At 73.8% G+C, this 20,904-nt stretch carries 13 protein-coding genes and 1 pseudogene; 10 read left to right on the top strand and 4 right to left on the bottom strand.

Annotated elements, in window-relative coordinates; all coding sequences use genetic code 11:
* Complete coding sequence (locus tag AC02VZ_RS22545; protein ID WP_476476240.1) at positions 1-1,443, bottom strand: SWIM zinc finger family protein; 1,443 nt, start codon at positions 1,441-1,443, stop codon at positions 1-3.
* 298 nt (positions 1,444-1,741) lie between these two features.
* Here AC02VZ_RS22545 and AC02VZ_RS22550 point away from each other — a divergent pair, with 298 nt between their 5' ends.
* From AC02VZ_RS22550 to sucD, 5 genes are all read left to right on the top strand, one after another.
* Positions 1,742-2,971, top strand: a complete 1,230-nt coding sequence (locus tag AC02VZ_RS22550; RefSeq protein ID WP_476476241.1) for an ATP-binding protein — start codon at positions 1,742-1,744, stop codon at positions 2,969-2,971.
* 187 nt (positions 2,972-3,158) lie between these two features.
* Positions 3,159-5,867: a DUF5682 family protein gene (locus tag AC02VZ_RS22555; RefSeq protein ID WP_476476242.1), complete on the top strand. Its 2,709-nt coding sequence runs from the start codon at positions 3,159-3,161 to the stop codon at positions 5,865-5,867.
* Positions 5,868-5,977: 110 nt separating this feature from the next.
* Positions 5,978-7,147 (top strand): VWA domain-containing protein, encoded by a 1,170-nt coding sequence (locus tag AC02VZ_RS22560; RefSeq protein WP_476476243.1) that lies wholly within the window; start codon positions 5,978-5,980, stop codon positions 7,145-7,147.
* A 1,327-nt stretch (positions 7,148-8,474) separates the two neighbouring features.
* The gene (sucC, locus tag AC02VZ_RS22565; RefSeq protein WP_432057684.1) at positions 8,475-9,656 is read left to right on the top strand and encodes an ADP-forming succinate--CoA ligase subunit beta; all 1,182 of its coding nucleotides are present in this window, start codon (positions 8,475-8,477) and stop codon (positions 9,654-9,656) included.
* Between the two features lie 21 nt (positions 9,657-9,677).
* Positions 9,678-10,562, top strand: a complete 885-nt coding sequence (gene sucD, locus AC02VZ_RS22570) for a succinate--CoA ligase subunit alpha (protein WP_476476244.1) — start codon at positions 9,678-9,680, stop codon at positions 10,560-10,562.
* A gap of 187 nt (positions 10,563-10,749) precedes the next feature.
* On the opposite strand, the gene AC02VZ_RS22575 is transcribed toward sucD, so the two are convergent.
* Both AC02VZ_RS22575 and AC02VZ_RS22580 read right to left on the bottom strand, forming a co-directional pair.
* Positions 10,750-11,853: a SigE family RNA polymerase sigma factor gene (locus tag AC02VZ_RS22575; protein WP_476476249.1), complete on the bottom strand. Its 1,104-nt coding sequence runs from the start codon at positions 11,851-11,853 to the stop codon at positions 10,750-10,752.
* Positions 11,854-12,600: 747 nt separating this feature from the next.
* Positions 12,601-12,861, bottom strand: a pseudogene (locus tag AC02VZ_RS22580) (hypothetical protein); the annotation flags it as partial.
* Between AC02VZ_RS22580 and AC02VZ_RS22585 the strand changes: the two are divergent.
* Positions 12,805-15,024 carry a cell division protein PerM gene (locus AC02VZ_RS22585; protein ID WP_476476245.1) on the top strand — a complete coding sequence of 740 codons (2,220 nt, stop codon included), beginning with the start codon at positions 12,805-12,807 and terminating at the stop codon, positions 15,022-15,024. The pseudogene AC02VZ_RS22580 and the gene AC02VZ_RS22585 sit on opposite strands and share 57 nt — an antisense overlap.
* A gap of 268 nt (positions 15,025-15,292) precedes the next feature.
* Here the strand turns inward: AC02VZ_RS22585 and AC02VZ_RS22590 are convergent, their stop codons facing one another.
* Entirely contained in the window at positions 15,293-16,114 is an 822-nt protein-coding gene (locus AC02VZ_RS22590) for a hypothetical protein (RefSeq protein ID WP_432057682.1), read from the bottom strand.
* 382 nt (positions 16,115-16,496) lie between these two features.
* Here AC02VZ_RS22590 and purN point away from each other — a divergent pair, with 382 nt between their 5' ends.
* The 4 genes from purN to AC02VZ_RS22610 form a co-directional block, all read left to right on the top strand.
* Positions 16,497-17,135 (top strand): phosphoribosylglycinamide formyltransferase, encoded by a 639-nt coding sequence (gene purN / locus AC02VZ_RS22595; RefSeq protein WP_362090750.1) that lies wholly within the window; start codon positions 16,497-16,499, stop codon positions 17,133-17,135.
* The gene (gene purH, locus AC02VZ_RS22600; RefSeq protein WP_432057681.1) at positions 17,132-18,718 is read left to right on the top strand and encodes a bifunctional phosphoribosylaminoimidazolecarboxamide formyltransferase/IMP cyclohydrolase; all 1,587 of its coding nucleotides are present in this window, start codon (positions 17,132-17,134) and stop codon (positions 18,716-18,718) included. The genes purN and purH overlap by 4 nt, the downstream gene beginning before the upstream one ends.
* Positions 18,719-18,987: 269 nt before the next feature.
* A complete protein-coding gene (locus tag AC02VZ_RS22605) occupies positions 18,988-19,941 on the top strand; it encodes a helix-turn-helix domain-containing protein (RefSeq protein WP_476476246.1) in 954 nt (317 codons plus the stop codon).
* A 528-nt stretch (positions 19,942-20,469) separates the two neighbouring features.
* Positions 20,470-20,904: IS110 family transposase (locus AC02VZ_RS22610; RefSeq protein ID WP_476476247.1), on the top strand; the 435-nt coding region annotated here is incomplete at its 3' end.

Consider the following 20,904-nt stretch of genomic DNA (forward strand, 5'->3'; position numbering starts at 1 on the left):
TCAGCACAACGGGACCACCTCACCGGGCCCCTCCGGCCATGCCGCCAAAGGAGTGAATCCCTGGTGGCCGTACTCCCCGAAGACCCGCACCGGCGTCCCGCCTGCCAAGGACACCAGCCGCCACAGCCCGGAGCGGGAGCATGCCGCAGGGGTGAGCGGCAGGGCGGTGTCGGCGTCGGCGTCCGCGAGCTGCCAGCCGGTGCCGTCCGGGACCGGAACCACCCGGTCCAGGGCCACCGGCACCCCGTCCAGCCACGGGTCGTCCCGCAGCGCATCGCCGTACCGACGGGCCGCCCCGGCCGTGGTGACGCCCGGGGGCCGTGCAGTCGTCGGTTCGGGGGACCCGAACCGCTCGCGCAGCGCGGCCCGCAGCTGACCCGCGCCCGGATAGGGGGCCAGCTCCGCGTCCAGGGCCGGCCCCACCGGAAGCGACAGTTCCGGCGCCCGGCCGGCCGCACCGTAGGAGAGGAGCAGGGCCGTGCGGCCCGACGCGATGCCGTGGACCCAGATCCGACGCGTCGTCAGGCGGGCGTCCGCCGTGTCGTACCGGGCGAGCACCAGCCAGCGGTCGCGCATCCCCGGCCCGTCCGCCGACGTGGGCAGGCCCACGCGGGAGCGGACCGTCGCCGCGAGGCCGTCGGGCAACAGTTCCCGCCGAAGCCAGCCCCGGACGAGGAGGTGGAGCAGCGCGCACTCCTCCAGCAGCCGCACCGGCCACTGCGGCCCGGCACCCGGTATCGCCGCCAGCTCCCGCACCCGGGCGGCCAGTCCCGGTGCCTGGGCGTCGACCATGCGGGCCGCCGTCTCCTCCCACAGGCCGGACCCTGCCTGTTCGACGGCGGCCAGACCACCGCGCACCAGGTCCGCCAGCCGCTGCTCCAGCTCCGTGACCCCCGCCGTGACGCGCTCCGCCCGCCGCTGAGCCCTGCGCCGCGCCGCCTCCGGATCGGCCGGCCCCGCCGCGACAGCCCGGCCCTCCGTGGTGCTCCCGCCCTCGGTGACACCCCCGCTGTCCGTGGCGCTCGTGCCCTTCGCGCTAGTTCCGCCCTCCGTGGCACCCGTGCCCCGCCCACTCTCCCGGCCGCGCCGGTCCGCCGCCCAACGCGCCGCCCAGCCCGGCGCATCCGCCCGCGGCACCGCCCCCTCGCCCGCGGACCACAGCGTCAGCAGACCCGCCGCGTGCCGGCACGGTTCACTGCGGCTCGGGCAACTGCACCGGTACGCGGGCGCGGCGACGGCCCCCACGTCGACGGCCGTCCGGTGCTGCGCGCTGCCGCCGGGCTCCGTCCCTCCGTACAGCCCCCACACCACACCGTCGTCCGACCACCCCGTGTCCGCCCATGCACCGGACGCGTCCGGTTCACCGCCGATCGGCCCCGATGCCTGGTCAGAAACCAGTGCAGCCCGCCGATTAGCGGTGCGGTTCACCTCCTGCTGACTCATGCACCCGACCGTACGCACCACCACTGACATTGATGCTGATACTCAGGTTCCGGTGATCGTGGCCCAGCCACTGACTGACGCCCTGCTGGGTTGTCCCCCCGTTGTTCTGTCCGGTCGCCGGGACCTGTTCTCATGGCTCCGGCCGGGCGGAACATGACCTGATAGGGAGCTTGGTCCAGAAGCGAGGTTGTCCACAGGTGGTGCACGGGACTGTCCACAGGCCGGGGCGATTGTCAGTGGCGTGGTGCACGGTGGTGACAGATCCGAACCGGCCGAGCTGGAGGGGGACGACTCAGCCATGTCCACACCCGTTGAACCGACGTCCGGCGCCCCGCGCCGGAACAGCGCCGCACCCCTGGGAACGCACACGCGCACCGACGCGTTCCCCGCCGCCCCGACACGCAGTGGCCCGGCATCCGGTGACCCCGCCTCGGCACCGGACCCGCCGACGCCGGTGCTGCGACCCCACGCGGAGGACGCCTTCGCCGGTGAACTCGCCGCGCTGGCCGCCCAGGACGACCGCCCCCGGCCGGCGAACTGGCGGCTCTCGCCGTGGGCCGTCGCCACCTACCTCCTCGGCGGCACCCTGCCCGACGGCATGGTGATCACCCCCAAGTACGTGGGTCCGCGGCGCATCGTGGAGGTCGCGGTGACCACCCTCGCCACGGACCGTGCGCTGCTGCTCCTCGGCGTGCCCGGCACGGCGAAGACCTGGGTGTCGGAGCACCTGGCCGCGGCGATCAGCGGCGACTCGACCCTGCTGGTACAGGGCACCGCCGGCACACCGGAGGAAGCCCTCCGCTACGGCTGGAACTACGCCCGGCTCCTCGCCCACGGACCCGGCCGTGACGCCCTCGTGGCCGGCCCCGTGATGCGCGCGATGACGCGGGGCGCCACCGTCCGGGTCGAGGAACTGACCCGCATCCCGGCCGATGTGCAGGACAGTCTCCTCACGATCCTCTCCGAGAAGACGTTGCCGATACCGGAGCTGGGCGAGGAGGTGCAGGCGGTCCGCGGCTTCAACCTCATCGCCACCGCCAACGACCGCGACCGCGGCGTCAACGACCTGTCCAGTGCCTTGCGCAGGCGGTTCAACACCGTCGTGCTGCCGCTCCCGGGCACACCCGAGGAGGAGGTCGGCATCGTCGCGCGGCGGGTGGACCAGATCGGACGCTCCCTCGACCTGCCGCTGATGCCCGACGGCATCGACGAGATCCGCCGGGTCGTCACCGTCTTCCGCGAACTGCGCGACGGGGTCACCACCGACGGCCGCACGAAGCTCAAGTCGCCCAGCGGCACCCTGTCCACAGCGGAGGCCATCTCCGTCGTCACCAACGGGCTCGCCCTGTCGGCCCACTTCGGCGACGGGGTGCTGCGGGCCGGCGACGTGGCGGCGGGCCTGCTCGGCGCCGTCGTGCGCGACCCGGCGGCCGACCGGGTCGTCTGGCAGGAGTACCTGGAGACCGTGATCCGCGAACGGGACGGCTGGAAGGACTTCTACCGCGCATGCCGGGAGGTCGGCGCATGAGCGGCGGCACCCGCGCCGAACGCCGTCACCCGGCCGCCCCGTCGGGCGCGAACACACCGATGGGCGGCGGGATGACAGGCTGTCGGGGGGCGGGATGACGGGCGGCGGCCGACAGGGCCTCAAGCGACCGCGTCTCGACCGACCGGGCCTCGACGGGCAGGGCCTCGGCCGGTCGGGAGCGGGACCCTTGCTGCTGGGCGTCCGGCACCACGGACCGGGGTCGGCGCGAGCGGTGCGCGCGGCCTTGGAGGCGGCCCGGCCCGCCGTCGTCCTGATCGAGGGACCGCCCGAGGCAGACCCGTTGCTCCCGCTGGCCGCTGACCCGGACATGCGCCCGCCGGTCGCGTTGCTGGCCCATGCCGTGGACGGGCCCGGGCGGTCGGTGTTCTGGCCGCTGGCCGAGTTCTCCCCGGAGTGGGTGGCTCTGCGGTGGGCCCTGGAACACGGCGTACCCGTCCGCTTCATCGACCTGCCGGCCGCCCACACCCTGGCGTGGGATGCCGACGAGGAGGACCGTACGGACGGCCGGGAGGAGGCCGGTGACCGGGGCGGCAGCGAGGACCAGGCGGCCGAGAGGAACAAGAACGGAAAGGACAGGAACGGGAAGGACAGGAACGGGAAGAACAGGAGCGAGAAGAGCACGAAGAACTGGAACGAGAAGAACGAGAGGAACGACGGGAGCGACGCGGACGCGGACGTGGACGCGGAGGAGCGTGAGGACGGGGGAGGCGGGGAGATCGGCGAGGACGCCGCCGGCCCGGGCGGGGACAGCGGCGGAGGGACCGGGCGGAGCAGGCCCGGCCCGGACGGAGAGACGGTCCCCGGGGACCGAGTACGTATCGATCCGCTGGGCGAGCTGGCCCGCGCCGCCGGGTATGACGACGCCGAACGGTGGTGGGAGGACGTCGTCGGGCACCGCACCGGAAGCGAGGGGGACCCCTTCGCGCCGTTCACCGCACTCGAGGAGGCGATGACGGCCCTGCGGGAGACCCACGGCAGCGGCGGACACGACCGGGACCTCCTGCGCGAGGCACACATGCGGCTGAGCATCCGGGCGGCCCGGCGGGAGGCCGGGGACGACGTGGCCGTGGTGTGCGGGGCATGGCACGTGCCCGCCCTGCGCCGGAGAACCACCGTCGCCGCCGACCGGGCCCTGCTGAAGGGGCTGCCCCGGACGAAGGTGGACCTCACCTGGATCCCGTGGACCCACCGCAGGCTGTCCCGGAGCAGCGGATACGGGGCCGGCATCGATGCGCCGGGGTGGTACGGACACCTGTTCGCAGCCCAGGACCGCCCGGTTGAGCGCTGGATGACCAAAGTGGCCGGTCTGCTGAGGGCCGAGGACCGGATCGTGTCCACCGCGCACGTCATCGAGGCCGCGCGGCTGGCTGGGGCCCTGGCGGCGATGCGCGGCCGGCCGCTGGCCGGCCTGAGCGAGACCACCGACGCCGTGCGGGCCGTGCTGTGCGACGGCTCCGACATACCGCTGGCCCTGGTGCACGACCGGCTGGTCGTCGGGGACGTGCTGGGCGCGGTCCCGCCCGCGGCCCCCGCCGTGCCGCTGCAACGCGACCTCACCCGGAGCCAGCGACGGCTGCGGCTGAAACCCGAGGCGGCCGTCCGCGAGCTGGAACTCGATCTGCGCAAGGACACCGACGCGGGCCGCAGCAGGATGCTGCACCGGCTGCGGCTGCTCGGTGTCGGGTGGGGCGAACCGACGGCCTCGCGCGGGAGCACGGGCACCTTCCGCGAGAGCTGGCGGCTGCGCTGGGAGCCCGAGCTGTCCGTGCGCGTCGCCGAGGCCGGGATGTGGGGGACGACCGTGCTCGCCGCCGCGAGTGCCAAGGCCGAGGCCGACGCGGTCGCCACGCGTGGGCTGGCCGAGGTGACCCGTCTCGCCGAGCAGTGCCTCCTCGCCGGACTGCCCGACGCGTTGCCCACGGTGATGCGGGTCCTGACCGACCGGGCCGCACTCGACACGGACGTCGGCCACCTCGCCCAGGCGCTGCCCGCGCTGGTGCGCGCTCTGCGCTACGGGGACGTCCGCGGCACGGACACGGCGGCGCTGGCCGGGGTCGCCGCGGGGCTCGCCGAGCGCGTCTTCGTCGGCCTGCCCCCGGCCTGCAACGCCCTGGACGCCGACGCCGCCGAGGAGATGCGGGGCCATCTGGAAGCGGTGCAGAGCGCGCTCGGCCTGCTCGGGGAAGGGGCCGCGCCGGGCCACGGCGACCTGCGCGGACGCTGGCAGGCGGTGCTGCGGACACTCTCGGGGAGGGACGCCGTGCCCGGCCTCCTCCGCGGGCGGGCGGTTCGTCTGCTGCTGGACGGCGGTGCCCTGGAGTCCGGCGAGGCGGCACGGCTGATGGGCCTCGTGTTGTCCCCGGGCACACCTCCGACCGGTGCCGCCGGGTGGATCGAGGGCTTCCTGGGCGGCGGCTCCGGCGGCGGCATGCTCCTCGTCCATGACGAAGGGTTGCGCACCCTCGTCGACAGCTGGCTGACCGGCGTGCCGGCGGAGGCGTTCACCGATGTCCTGCCCCTGCTGAGACGGACGTTCTCGGCCTACGAGCCGGGAGTACGCCGCACGCTCGGCGAACTCGCCCGACGCGGTCCGGGAGCATCCGCCCGCTCGGCCGCTGCCGGGGCCGGACCGGCTGTTCCGGGGCGCACACCGGGCCTCGACCGGGGACGGGCCGACGCCGTGCTCCCGGTCGTCCGACTGCTCCTCGGCAGTCCCGGCCCGGGCGACGAAGAGGGTGGACGCAGGCACGGTGAAGAGGGCGGACGCAGGCACGGTGAAGGAGGTGGACGCGGGCGCGGCGCGGACGGCGAGGGCGTCGGGCGCGGCACGTGCGGCGAGGACCCGCGCGCGGAGCCGGCGGGCGTGACGCCATGACGTGCGGCCCGCAGCGAGACCGGCAGGACCGGTAGGACCTGCATGACCTACGGAACCCGCAGGACCGCAGGACGGTGGACCGGCGATGACCGGCAGAAGGGAGAGTCCCGATGGAAGCGCACGAGGACCCCGCGGACGAGCGGCTGCGGAGGTGGCGGCTGGTGCTGGGCGGACACGTCGCGGACGGCACCGGATATCCGTTGTCCGGCCAGGACAGCGCCATGGACGGTGCGCTCGCCGCCCTGTACGGCACGGGCGAGGCACCGCGGGTGGGCCACGACCGGGCGGCGGGGCTCGGCGCGTCGGCACCGTCGGTGGCGCGCTGGCTGGGCGACATCCGTTCCTACTTCCCGACCCCCGTCGTCCAGGTCATGCAGCGTGACGCCATGGACCGGCTGGGCCTCGCCTCCCTTCTGCTGGAACCGGAGATGTTGGAGGCGGTGGAGGCGGACGTGCATCTCGTCGGCACCCTGCTGTCGCTGGAGAAGGCCATGCCGGACACCACGCGGGAGACGGCCCGGGCGGTGGTCCGCAAGGTCGTCGCCGAACTGGAGCAACGCCTCGCGACCCGGACGCGGGCCACGGTGACCGGTGCGCTCGACCGCAGTGCCCGCACACGCCGGCCGCGCCACCGCGACATCGACTGGAACCGCACCATCGCCGCGAACCTCAGGCACTACCTGCCGGAACACGGCACGGTGGTCCCCGACCGCCTCGTCGGCCACGGCCGGGCCGCCCAGTCGGCGCGCAAGGAGATCATCCTGTGCGTCGACCAGTCGGGGTCCATGGCGGCCTCGGTCGTCCACGCATCGGTGTTCGGCGCGGTCCTGGCCTCGATGCGGGCGGTTCACACCCGACTGATCGTCTTCGACACGGCGGTCGTCGACCTCACCGACCGACTCGACGACCCCGTCGACGTGCTGTTCGGTACCCGGTTGGGCGGCGGTACGGACATCAACCGGGCCCTGGCGTACTGCCAGTCGCGGATCACACGGCCGGCGGAGACGGTGGTGGTGCTGATCAGCGACCTCTACGAGGGCGGGATCCGTGACGAGATGCTCAAGCGGGTGGCGGCGATGAAGGCGTCGGGGGTGCAGTTCGTGACGCTGCTCGCGCTCTCCGACGAGGGGGCGCCCGCCTACGACCGGGAGCACGCGGCGGCCCTGGCCGCCCTGGGCACGCCCGCCTTCGCCTGCACCCCGGACCTCTTCCCCGACGTGATGGCCGCGGCCATCGAGAAGCGGCCCCTCCCGATACCGGACGCGGTGGGTTCTCCGTGACCGGAGTCCGTGCGGTGACCCGGCCGGGCGGAGTCGTCCTCGGGTGCGCCGGGACGACGTCGCCCAGGAACCGGGTTCCTCCCCCACGGCGGACTGCGTAGGACCACTCGCGGAACCGGACCGGACGCGGATCCGAACCGGGCGCGGACCCGGACGGGGAACGGCGTCGGACGGGGAACGGGGCCGGACCTGGGAGGCAGCCCGACGGATGAGGGGACCGGACCGGGAAGCACGAGCGTCGGCCGAGGGCGGGTCCGGACGGAAGAGAGCGTGCCCGGCTGTCGACCGGGGCCGAGGTGGCGGGGTGGTAGCGCGTGTCCGCCACGGCGTGAGGACTCGTCGAGTGACCGGAGAACCGGGGTGACCGCCCCGTACAGAAGTCCCGCCGTCCCGCCGTCCCGCTGTCCTGCCGTCCTGCCGAGCCGCCGTCCCGCCGTCCCGCCGTCCCGCTGTCCTGCCGTCCTGCCGAGCCGCCGTCCCGCCGTCCCGCCGGGAGTCACCGGCACCGTCCCCGGCGCCACCCGAGCCCGGCAGCATCCACACCCGAGGAAGTACCGACCGGCCGGCGCCACGACGTCCCGCCGACACCGCCCCGCCCCAGCACCATCCGGCGCGTACACCCTCCACCGCCCCTGCCCGCCCCTACCCCTACCCCTGCCCCTGCCGCTGCCGCACACGCTTCCGCGCCCCACCCTCCCCGCGGCGCCGAACGCTTCCGTGCCCTCCCTTCCCCGTACCGCTCCCCCTCCCGCACCGCTCCCTCCTCCCGCACCGCTCCCTCCCTCGCGGGCTTCTTCTGTCAGAGTGCCGGGACGGTCGGCAGGGTCGGGCTCCTTCGAGGCTCTCCCGCAGTCGCGCGCCGGCCCCTGACGCGATGCGGGGCTGGCTTTCGGGTAACAAAGAGTTCCGCGAGACACCGGAGCCCGAACGGCCGAAGCCATCGGAACCCGTCGGGCCGGGGTCCCGCGGACGGGGTGAACGGTTCCCATTGGGGTGGGTGCCGAGTCCCCGGCACCCCGGAGGGCGGGGATCCACCGCCGCCTCCGGGTTGTACAGCGGGCCTCACCGGGTCAACCCCAGCCCGGTGGGGCCCCTCGCCGGCGGCACCGCGTGCCGTACAGAATGGCATCATGTGACAGGTATCACCGCTCACGTGTGACCCGCGATTTAGGGTGGCCAGGGATGCGGGGATAACCTGCGAGGCGGACATGCCGCGCGCTCGGACACCGTGTGCGCCTCCCTTGTGACAGAGCGGACGTCACGTTGCCCTTCGCGGCACGCCCACGCATCCAACGAACCGCGAGATCACTGATAGGGACGGAAGCGCGTGGACCTGTTCGAGTACCAGGCGAGGGACCTCTTCGCCAAGCACGGTGTACCGGTGCTGGCCGGTGAAGTCATCGACACGCCTGAGGCGGCGCGCGAGATCACCGAGCGTCTGGGCGGCAAGTCGGTCGTCAAGGCTCAGGTGAAGGTCGGTGGTCGAGGCAAGGCGGGCGGCGTCAAGCTGGCCGCCACCCCGGACGAGGCCGTTGCTCGCGCGACGGACATCCTCGGCATGGACATCAAGGGCCACACGGTCCACAAGGTGATGATCGCCGAGACCGCTCCGGAGATCGTCGAGGAGTACTACGTCTCCTTCCTCCTCGACCGCGCCAACCGCACCTTCCTCTCCATCGCCTCCGTCGAGGGCGGCATGGACATCGAGGAGGTCGCGGCCAGCCGCCCCGAGGCCGTCGCCAAGATCGCGATCGACGCCATCGACGGTGTGGACAAGGCCAAGGCCCAGGAGATCGCGGCCGCCGCGAAGTTCCCGGCCGAGGTCGCGGACCAGGTCGCCGACGTCCTGGTGACCCTGTGGGACGTCTTCGTCAAGGAGGACGCCCTCCTCGTCGAGGTGAACCCGCTGGCCAAGGTCGCCTCCGGCAAGGTCATCGCCCTCGACGGCAAGGTGTCCCTCGACGACAACGCCGAGTTCCGCCACCCCGAGTTCGAGGAGCTCCAGGACAAGGCCGCCGCCGACCCGCTCGAGGCCGCCGCCAAGGAGAAGAACCTCAACTACGTCAAGCTGGACGGCGAGGTCGGCATCATCGGCAACGGCGCGGGTCTCGTCATGAGCACCCTGGACGTCGTCGCCTACGCCGGTGAGGCGCACAAGGGCGTCAAGCCCGCCAACTTCCTCGACATCGGCGGCGGTGCCTCGGCCGAGGTCATGGCCAACGGCCTGGAGATCATCCTCGGCGACCCGGACGTCAAGTCTGTCTTCGTCAACGTCTTCGGCGGCATCACCGCCTGCGACGCCGTGGCCAACGGCATCGTGCAGGCGCTGGAGCTCCTCGAGGGCAAGGGCGAAGAGGTCACCAAGCCGCTGGTCGTCCGTCTCGACGGCAACAACGCCGAGCTCGGTCGGAAGATCCTCGACGACCGCAACCACCCGCTCGTGCAGCGCGTGGACACCATGGACGGCGCGGCCGACAAGGCCGCCGAGCTGGCTGCTGCCGCGAAGTAAGGGACGAGGTCACAGAACACCATGGCTATCTTCCTCACCAAGGAATCCAAGGTCATCGTCCAGGGCATGACCGGCTCCGAGGGCCAGAAGCACACCCGGCGCATGCTGGCCTCGGGCACCAACGTCGTCGGCGGCGTGAACCCCCGCAAGGCGGGCACCAGCGTCGACTTCGACGGCACCGAGGTACCCGTCTTCGGCTCCGTGAAGGACGCCATCGAGAAGACCGGCGCCGACGTCACGGTCATCTTCGTCCCGGAGAAGTTCACCAAGGACGCGGTCATCGAGGCGATCGGCGCCGAGATCCCGCTCGCGGTGGTCATCACCGAGGGCGTCGCGGTCCACGACACCGCCGCCTTCTGGGCGTACGCCGGCAAGAAGGGCAACAAGACCCGCATCATCGGTCCGAACTGCCCCGGTCTGATCACGCCCGGTCAGTCGAACGCCGGCATCATCCCGGCCGACATCACCAAGCCGGGCCGCATCGGCCTGGTCTCGAAGTCCGGCACGCTGACGTACCAGATGATGTACGAGCTGCGCGACATCGGCTTCTCGACCTGCGTCGGTATCGGTGGTGACCCGATCATCGGCACCACCCACATCGACGCGCTGAAGGCGTTCCAGGACGACCCCGACACCGACCTGATCGTCATGATCGGTGAGATCGGCGGCGACGCCGAGGAGCGGGCCGCGGCCTTCATCAAGGAGAACGTGACCAAGCCGGTCGTCGGCTACGTCGCGGGCTTCACCGCGCCCGAGGGCAAGACCATGGGCCACGCCGGCGCCATCGTCTCCGGCTCCTCCGGCACCGCCCAGGCCAAGAAGGAGGCCCTCGAGGCCGCCGGCGTCAAGGTCGGCAAGACGCCGACCGAGACGGCCAAGCTGGCCCGGGAGATCCTCGCGGGCTGACCCGCGGCAGGACAACACGGCTGGGCCCGTCCCCCTCTCGGGAGGACGGGCCCACCGTCGTTCCCGGCACCGTGCGGCCGAGACCCCGGGACCCCGGGACCCCGGGACTCCGGGACTCCGGGACTCCGGACGCCGGACCCCGGACGCCGGACGCCGGGCCCCGCACTCCGAAACCCGGGACCCGGGGTCACCGTGACTGCGGGGCCAGCCGTTCGGGGCCGTGGAGCAGTTCCTTGCGCAGCTTGCTGCGCAGCTTCTGCTGCTTGTCCGACAGCGGGCCCGGGGCCACGTGCGGCGGGACGCCCTGCACCGTCTCGCCCGGCGGCACCGGCGGCTCGTAGTGGGTGGGGGCGGTGCGCAGGGTCAGCGCGGTGGTGCCGATCAGAGCGACCGTGAAGGCGATGGCGGCCCGGGTCCAGAAGCGGGCCCTGCGCTCGCTGCCGTCGCGCACCGCGGGCGGCTGGGCGGCCCGCAGTCGCTCGGCGGAGGCGAGTTCGGCCAGCCGGTCGTGCAGCGCCCGCGGATCGGCCAGTTCGGGGAGCCGCTGCGCCACGGTCTCACGGGCGTGCAGCAGCCGGTTGGCCGCCGCGGGCGTGCTCGCCTCGGTCTCCGCGGCCGTCTCGGGCAGGTCCAGGCCGACGCCGTCGTACAGCACGAGGGTGCGGCGGTGCGGGGCGGGCAGCGCCATCAGGGCGTCCATCAACGCGCGGTCGGCCGCGTCGGAGGGGGGCGGTTCGGGGTGCCGGTAACGGGGCCGGAAACGGTGCCAGGGCGAGAGCGCCCACTCGTACGCGGAGGCGCGCACCCAGCCCGCCGGGTCGCGGTCGCGGGCCACTTCGGGCCAGCGTTCCCAGGCCAGCTGGAACGCGCGTTCCACGGACTCGCGGGCCAGTTCGCGGCGGCCGGTGAGCAGGTACGTCTGCCGGACGAGGGCGGGGGCGCAGAAGGCGTACAGGGCGTCGAAGGCCTGAGCGGGCGTCAGCCCGTGCGGGTTCCGCTCCGCGTCCCCGGTGGTGCCGGGACCGGGGTCCGGCTCCACCACCACGGGGTCCTGCAGACGGCCCGGTCCTCGATTCCCCTCCGGCTCCGTCCACCCGGTCCCGTCGGCGGTCTCCGCGCCGTCGGCGACCACTGCTCTTCCGGCACCGCTCTCTCCGGCGGGTCCGGGGTCCGCCCCGCGGCTGGTCCCCGTCCTGCCACCGGTATCCGTTGGGTGACCCGTATCCGTTGGGTCACCGGTGTTCGGTGGGCCACCGGAATACGTACGGTCACCGGCACCGGACTTCGTCAGACTGCTGGTGCTCCGCTCACCGTCCGACCGGGGCTCCGAGGCGGGTGTGGGCCCTCGACCGGGCCGGCCGGGTCCGGCATTGCGGCCGGCTGCGAGGACAGCCGGTTCCGGTTGCTCCGGACGTACCGTCACCGCTCCGCTGGACGCGCCGGTTTCCTCCGTCCCTTCCCCGTCCTCGCGCCTGCCCCGTCCGCGTCGACCCTTCCGGTTCCTCCGGTCCTGCCGGTCCTGCCGGTCCTTCCGGGACTGGCGTGCTTTCCGTGTCCCCCGCGGAGTGGCCCCCTCCTCGTTCCTGCTGCTCCCACCGTCCAGGTAGCCCTCGCCGTCCTCGCCGTCCTCGCCGTTCATCCCGCTCTCGCGGCCGACCGGGTCGCTCTGACGATGGTCACCGGGCGCGACTCCGGGTGCCTCCGTGCCGCTTGGAGCAGGGGCAGCACCTGCGACACCCGCGACACCCGCGACACCTGCGACACCCGCAATGCGGGTGGTGTTCGCGGCACTGGTTGTGCCCGCAGCACCCGGCGCACCCGCAGCGGACACCGCGTCCGGCGCACCCGCAGCGGATGGCGTACCCGGCGCACCCGCGGCCATCGATGCACCCGAACCGTCCGAAGCGGCGGGGGAGGTGAGCGCGGGTTCCGGCCGGAACCGCTCCGCCAGGTCGGCGAGCAGGCTCGCGTACTGCCGGCGCTTCCGGCCGCGCGGGGTCGTGCGGCCGGACTCCCACCCGCGCACGGTCTCCCGGCTGACGCCCAGACGGGCGGCGAGCTGAGCCTGGGTCAGGGAGCCGGACACACGCAGGCGTCGGCGTTCCTCGGGGGCGGGAAGTGGGGCGGCAGGACTTCGCGGCACGGGGCGCCATCCCTCCGTACGAAAAATGACATAAACGTATATTGAGCGACACAGCCGGGCTTCGCCCGTTACGACGGAAAAGCGCGTGTCGTTGGGAGCATGGCGGGCGTGATCCACTCCACTGCTCGTCACTCCCCGCGGGTCCGGCTGCTCCACCGGCTGCGGGACCGTTCGCCCGGCTTCGCCGGTGGGATGCTCGGGGGCGCCCTCGCGGCCGGGCTGGGGCTCGCCGCGTTCGCCGTGCTCGTGATGCTGCTGTGGATCAGTTCGCCCTACCCGGACAGCGGCCCCGACGGTGCCCTGCACACTGCGGCGGCGCTGTGGCTGCTGGCCCACGGGGCCGACCTGGTCCGCACCGACACGCTCACCGGGGTCCCGGCCCCCGTGGGACTCCCCCCGCTGCTGCTGCTCGCGCTCCCGGTGTGGTTGCTGCACCGGGCGGCCCGGGACGCCACCGACCACGACGCCGACGCCGAGGCCCCCCTCGTGCCCGGCCGGACTGCCTGGGCGGGCGTCGTCTTCGGATACCTCGCCGTCGCCGCCCCGGCCGCGCTGTACGCCGGGGCCGGCGGGCTCGGGCCGCGGTGGGAGTCGGTGGCGCTGTGCGTGCCCGTGGTCGCGGTGCTGGCGGCGGGCGCGGGGGTGTGGTCCGCCTACGGCAGTCCGAGCGGCCCGCCGGCGCGGGCGCTGGGGGCGGTGGTGCCCCGGCGGGTGCGTCATCTCGTCCTCGGGCCGGACGGGCGCCTCGGCGTCGCCGCGCGGGCGGCCGGTTCCGGGACGGCCGTCCTGGTGGCGGGCGGTGCCCTGTTGCTGACGGTGTCCCTGGCCCTGCACGGCTCCGAGACCCAGGGCGCGCTGCTGCGGGTGACCGAGGGCTGGTCGGGCCGGTTCGCGGTGCTGCTGCTCGCGGTCACTCTGGTGCCGAACGCCGCTGTGTGGGCCGCGGCGTACGCCCTCGGCCCGGGGTTCCTGCTCGGCGCGGGGGCCGCCGTGACGCCGCTCTCCTCCGCCCCGGTGCCGCTGCTGCCGCCGTTCCCGCTGCTGGCGGCGGTTCCGGACCCGGGGGCGGGCACCTGGCTGAACTGGGCGGCCGGGGCCGTGCCCCTCACCGCCGGGGTGGTGACGGGGTGGTACGTCGGACGGGACGCGGCTGGGCCCGCCGGCGTGCGGGCGTCGGAGCGCGCCCCCGGTGAGTCACCTGAGCCCGCGATCCACACGAGGCTCTCCCAGCAGTCCAAGCAGTCCAAGCAGTCCCAGCACTCCCAGCAGTCCTGGCAGTCCCAGTACTCCCAGCAGTCCCGGCAGTCCAAACAGTTGAAGCAGTCGTCCACGGCGGCGCACGGGACGGTGGGTGCGGCGGCCCGGCCGGCGGACGGGCCCGCCGGGGTCCGCTCGGTGCGGTGGACGGTGGGCGTTGCCCTGCTCGCGGCCGCGCTCTGCGGGTTCCTGGTCGCGGTGCTCGCCGCCCTCGCGGGTGGCCCACTGGGTACGGACCGGCTCTCCCGTTTCGGTCCCGTGTGGTGGCAGGCCGGAGGGGCGGCCCTGCTGTGGACCGGACTGGTGGGGAGCGTGACGGCACTGGCCGTTCGGGCCTGGCGGGGCCGTACACCGCGCGCCGCCAGAGCGGAGGAGGCGCCGAGCAGCCCCCGGATCGGCAGGCCGCGGACCGGGACCCCACAGGAGTCCCTCACGGACGAGCGGAGCCGCACGGGCCGGCGCACGTTCCGGATGCCGTGGTCGCGGAGCCCGTCCGACGCCGACAGGACGACCGCCCACGGAACCGCCGTGACCGCGAAGGACCGGGAGGCGCGGCTGTGGGAGGACGCCGTTCTCCTGCCGTACGGGGAGGAGGCGCACCCACTCCCCTCCCCGGACCCGTCCCGGGTCCAGTCCCCGGGTGACTGGATTCCGTCGGCCCCCGGGAGCGTCGGCCGGGCCTCCGGCACGGACCGGGCCCCCGCCTCACCCCGCACCGACGACGCCGCTGACGCCGGGCGGGCCGTCCCCGGCTCAGGGGGTGTCCTGGACACGGGCAGCACCGGCTCCGGTTCCTGGGGCACACCGGCCACGGACCGTGCCGTCCCCGCGAACCCCCTGTCCGACACGGCCCCGGTGCGCCAGGCGCCGCCGCCCTCTCGTCCGCGTCCCGCAGCCCGGCCGGGCACCGACACCTCGAACGCCTCGGACCTCTCGTACCCGCCGACCCCCTCGGAGCTTCCGCACCCCGGAGCCCCCGAAACCCCCGCACCTCCCGCAGCACCTGCGGCTCCCTCGGACACGTCGGGCCCCGGGGAAGCCCCGGACGGCACGGGGAGCTAGCGGAAGCCGAGGAAGCCGGCGAGAGCCGGCGGGGGAGGGCCGGCGAGGGCGGGGTCGAACGCCTCCGGGCGTGGGCGCTGCCGGCGACCCGTCGGCCCACGAGCGGCCGAGAGTCGGAGGCCCTCGCACCTCACGTCCTGACGCCGTTCCGCCTGACCTCGTGACGCCCTACGCCCTGGCGCGTACGCCTGACGCCTGAACGCCGCCGTGCCGCCTGCCCTCCTGACGCCCTACGTCCTGGCGCCTGACGCCGTGACGCCTGGCCTCGTCACTCCTCCAGGCCCAGCAGCCCGCGCAGCTGGTCCGGCAGGAGCTCGTTGCAGGATTCCTTGGCGACCTCGGTGAGGGCGTCGTTGGTGCACGTGTAGTAGTCGCGGTAGACGAGCTGTGCCGTGAAGGAGGCGGCCACCAGGGCGAGCGCCAGTGAGGCCGTGACCAGGCCGCTCACCGCGGCCGTGGTCTGCGGGCGGCCCTTGGGCGGCTCCGCGGCTGTCGAGTCCTGGTCGCCGGAGCGGGGCTTCGCGCGCAGCGCGCTGATGCCCCAGTACAGGGCGAGGGAGCCCAGCAGCAGGGCGACGTACGGCCAGCTGAACAGGGCGAAGAAGAAGGCCCACATGCCGGACAGCAGGGCGTAGCGCGCCCGGCGCTGGGCCGGGTCGGTCGGGTCCCAGCGCATGCCGGACGGGCCCTGCGGGCCGCCGCCCTGGTTCTCCGGGCCGCGCGGCCGGTCACCGAAACCGCCGGAGGAACGGCCGGGCTGCCGGTCGCTCCACTGCCGCCCCCACAGCGAACGCCCGCCGTCGCCGCGGGAGTCGTCGCGGCCCTCGTCGTCGGACGGGTGCCGGGGCTGCCAGGGCTGGTCGGGAGCGCCCTCCGGCGGCGGCGCGAACGGGTTGTCCTGGTGGGAACCCCCGGAGTCCCGACCGCCCCGGGAGTCGCGGCGCCCGTCGTCGCCGTCGCCCCCGCCCCGGGGCGCGTCGGGCGGGGAGGAGGGGCGCTCCCGCAGCAGCACGGCGCCACGCTCCCCTCCCTGCGGCGACTGCTGGGGGAACGTGGGGAACGTGAGGAGTCGCGGGCTGCGGTCCGGCATCAAGTGAGCGTCTTCCCCTTAATGAAGTACGGCGTGGTGCGGCGCTGGGGGCCGCGCACGGCGTATCGACTACGACTGAGCTGGAGCGTGCCCGTCGGCACTCCGGCCCGGGTCCGTCTCTCCGTGAACGCTCGGCGCGCGGGTGGCGTTCCCCCGTTGCGGGGTTTCCTGTGTGCCCCAGGCGTTCCCGGATCAGCTCTTCCCAGACGCTACCTTCCGGCCACGCCCCCGTCCCGCGGGGGCCGTCCGGTGTGCCGGTATCGTTGCTGACGGTCGGCCGCTTCGTAGGCTTCCCCGTATCCGGAGGCCCGAAGCATTCGTAGGAATGAACAAAGCGCTGTGCCGTCGACCGTGCAGACGCTCCCCGAGAAAGGGCCCCACCGTGGCTGCCGAGCCCGTGGCCGAACGCCCCCGGCGTCTCGTCGTGCTGGTCTCCGGATCCGGTACGAACCTCCAGGCACTCCTCGACGGGATCGCCGCCACCGGGGCGGAGGCGTACGGGGCCGAGGTCGTGGCCGTGGGCGCCGACCGGGCCGGGATCGAGGGACTGGCCCGCGCCGAGCGGGCCGGGCTGCCGACCTTCGTGTGCCGTGTGCGGGACCACCCGAGCAGGGAGGCGTGGGACGCGGCGCTCGCCGAGGCCGTCGCCGCCCACGAGCCCGACCTGGTGGTGTCCGCGGGCTTCATGAAGATCGTCGGCAAGGAGTTCCTCGCCCGCTTCGGGGGACGGTTCGTCAACACCCACCCCGCGCTGCTGCCCAGTTTCCCGGGTGCCCACGGGGTGCGGGACGCGCTCGCCTACGGCGCCAAGGTCACCGGCTGCACCGTCCACTTCGTCGACGACGGCGTCGACACCGGTCCGATCATCGCGCAGGGCGTGGTGGAGATCCGGGACGGGGACGACGAGAGCGCTCTGCACGAGCGCATCAAGGACGTCGAGCGAAGGCTGCTCGTCGAGGTCGTGGGGCGGCTCGCCCGCAACGGCTATCGCATTGAGGGACGAAAGGTAGTTATCCAGTGACCGCCGAGAGCAACAAGCGGGCCATCCGACGGGCGCTCGTCTCCGTCTACGACAAGACCGGCCTCGAAGACCTCGCGCGCGGCCTGCACGAGGCCGGGGTGGAGCTCGTCTCCACCGGGTCCACCGCCGCGAGGATCGCCGCCGCGGGCGTCCCCGTGACCAAGGTCGAGGAGCTCACCGGCTTCCCCGAGTGCCTGGACGGCCGCGTCAAGACACTGCACCCCAAGGTGCACGCCGGCATCCTCGCCGACCTGCGCCTGGACTCCCACCGGGAGCAGCTCGGCGAGCTGGGCGTGGAGCCGTTCGACCTGGTGGTCGTCAACCTGTACCCGTTCCGGGAGACCGTCGCCTCGGGCGCGACGCCCGACGAGTGCGTGGAGCAGATCGACATCGGCGGCCCGTCGATGGTGCGCGCCGCCGCCAAGAACCACCCCTCCGTCGCCGTGGTGACCAGCGCCGGCCGGTACGGCGACGTCCTCGCCGCGGTCCGTGACGGCGGCTTCGACCTCACCGCCCGCAAGCGGCTCGCCGCCGAGGCGTTCCAGCACACGGCCGCCTACGACGTCGCCGTCGCGAGCTGGTTCGCCTCCGACTACGCCCCCGTCGACGCTGCGGCCGACAGCGGCTCCGCCGCGGGGCGGTTCCCCGACTTCCTCGGCGCCACCTGGGAGCGCAAGAACACCCTCCGCTACGGCGAGAACCCGCACCAGCCGGCCGCGCTGTACGTCTCCGGCACGGGCGGCCTCGCCGAGGCCGAGCAGCTGCACGGCAAGGAGATGTCGTACAACAACTACACGGACACGGACGCCGCGCTCCGTGCCGCGTACGACCACGACGAGCCCGCGGTCGCGATCATCAAGCACGCCAACCCGTGCGGCATCGCGACCGGCGCCGACGTCGCCGAGGCGCACCGCAAGGCGCACGCCTGCGACCCGCTGTCGGCCTTCGGCGGGGTGATCGCGGTCAACCGCCCGGTGTCCCGGGAGATGGCCGAGCAGGTGGCGGAGATCTTCACCGAGGTCATCGTCGCGCCGGACTACGAGGAGGGCGCGCTGGAGGCCCTCACGAGGAAGAAGAACATCCGCGTCCTGCGCGCCCCCGGCGCCCTGGCCGCGCCCGTCGAGGTCAAGCCGATCGACGGCGGCGTCCTGCTCCAGGTCACCGACCGCCTCCAGGCCGACGGCGACGACCCGGCGCAGTGGACGCTGGCCACCGGTGAGGCGCTCGGCGAGTCCGACCTCGCCGACCTGGCCTTCGCCTGGCGGGCCTGCCGCGCGGTGAAGTCCAACGCGATCCTGCTCGCCAAGGACGGCGCCTCCGTCGGCGTCGGCATGGGCCAGGTCAACCGCGTCGACTCCGCGAAGCTGGCCGTCGAACGGGCCGGGGCCGAGCGCGCCGCCGGTTCCTTCGCCGCCTCGGACGCGTTCTTCCCCTTCCCCGACGGCCTGGAGATCCTCACCGAGGCCGGCGTGAAGGCCGTGGTCCAGCCCGGCGGCTCGGTCCGCGACGAGCAGGTCGTCGAGGCCGCGAAGAAGGCCGGCGTGACGATGTACTTCACGGGGACGCGCCACTTCTTCCACTGACACCCGGTCGGTCCGGGGTTCACCGGGGACACGGCAGGACGCCGAGTGGCGGGGAGGCGTGGAGCATCCTCCGGGCGGGGGCGCTGCCCTCCACTGTCCGGGCGCGCACCCCGCCGCTGCCGCTGTCCGGTTCCGCCGCGGGACGAGCAGGTCCCGCGGCGGAAACAAACCCGGAAGCGCGGTTGTTGGGGTGAACACGGCACGGGGGAGCCGCATCGGTCGACGCGTCCCCCGTGCTCCGTCACCGCCACGGAAGGGGACCGCACCCGATGAGCAACGGCGCTTCGACGAGGCGCGTGACGCCTCCTCAGCTCCGCGAACTCGGCCGCTTCCTCGTGGCGCGGCGGGCCGAGGTGTCCCCGGCCCAGGTGGGACTGCCGGTCGCCGGCCGGCGCCGGACGCCGGGACTGCGGCGCGAGGAGGTCGCCCTGCTCGCCGGGGTGGGCGTCTCCTGGTACACGTGGATCGAACAGGGCCGCGCCGAGAACGTGTCGGGCGAGGTGCTGGACTCCATCGCCCGGGTGCTGCTCCTCGGCGAGAACCAGCGGCTGTACCTGCGTCGGCTCGCCGGGGTGCCGGCCGAACCGCCGTTGCCGCAGGCTCCGCCGGAGGCCGGGGCCATGCGCCCGTTCGTCGACAACTGGTGGCCCAACCCGGCGTACATCGCCGATCACGCGTGGAACGTCGTGGTGGCCAACGCGGCGGCCGAGACGCTGCTCGGCATGGGCGGGGAGCGCGACGGCGACCTCCTCGGTGCGGGCCCCGGTCGCGACCTCCCCGCGGGCCGTCGGCCCTACAACCTCCTGCGCGAGTTCTTCACCAGCGACCACGTGCGGGCCGCCCACCCGCACTGGGAGGAGATCGCCCCGAGCGTCGTCGCCCGCTTCCGCGGCCAGGCCGCACCGCATGTCCAGGACGCGGCGATTCCCGCGCTGGTGGACGAACTCCGCGCCGTCAGCCCGCTGTTCGAGCGACTGTGGGAGCGGCACGAGGTGCTGGAGGACTCCTGCGGACCCGAGGTGCTCACCCACCCGGCCGTCGGCGACCTCCACTTCGAGCGCGCCACACTGGACTTCACCCGCCGCATCGCGGTGCGGATGACGGTGTACCTGCCCGCCCCGGGCACCGGAACGGAGGCGGCGCTGCGCAGGCTGTCGCACGTCACACCGGGGCGGCGGGCCAGCGGCCTCGGGACGGACGCCCTGGTGCGGGGGGCCGGTTGACCACCTCGCGGTCCGTGAGGTGACCACCTCGGCGGTCCGTGAGGTGACCGCCCCGGCGGTTCGTGACGTGACCGCCCCGGTCTGCGACGGGTTCGTCACCCACCGGCCGGCCTTCCTCCCGAGCGGTTCCGTACGCTGGGTCCCCCTGGGCCGCCGTACGCCCACGCCGGCGCGGTAGTCGACCCGCCGGACCCGCTCCCGTCGCCCCCCGGAGTGCGCTGACGGCGGCTGCGGACCCCCGTTCGCCGTGTCGGCCGGGGTGCGGGCCGGGGTGTCGGCCGACACCCGGTCCCCCCCGTTACCTTCTAGACGGCCTCGATCATGAGGCTCCCGGCCTTCTGGCCCGGCATGACTTTTGCCCCCTGTCGACCATGACCCGGGGGGTGGTGTCACCGGGCCGGGAGGCGCCGGTAGATCGCTAATAGGGGCAAGAGCGCCGGTTTGCCGGCAACGCTCTTCGTAACGTGGTTGCCGGATGTCGGTGCCGCACCTTGGCCGGGAATAACGAACCCTCCCAGGAGGAGTGAAGTGATCGACACCCGCGACGTGGCCGTCTTCCTCGGCCTGGACGTCGGCAAGGGCGAACACCACGCCACCGGCCTCACGCCGGACGGCAAGAACGTCATCGACAAGCCGCTGCCCAACAGCGAGCCGAAGATGCGGGCCATGCTCGACAAGCTCACGGCGAAGTACGGCCGGGTTCTGGTCGTGGTCGATCAGCCCGCCTCGATCGGCGCCCTGCCGCTGGCCGTCGCCCGCGCCGCAGGCTGCGAGGTCGCCTATCTGCCCGGCCTGACGATGCGGCGGATCGCCGACCTCTATCCCGGCGAGGGCAAGACCGACGCCCGCGACGCGGCGATCATCGCAGACGCCGCCCGCACCATGCCCCACACGCTCCGCTCGATCGAGCTGGACGACGAGACCATCGCCGAGCTCCACATGATCGTGGGCTTCGACGACGAC

The sequence above is a fragment of the Streptomyces sp. 3-6 genome (genome assembly GCF_056323165.1).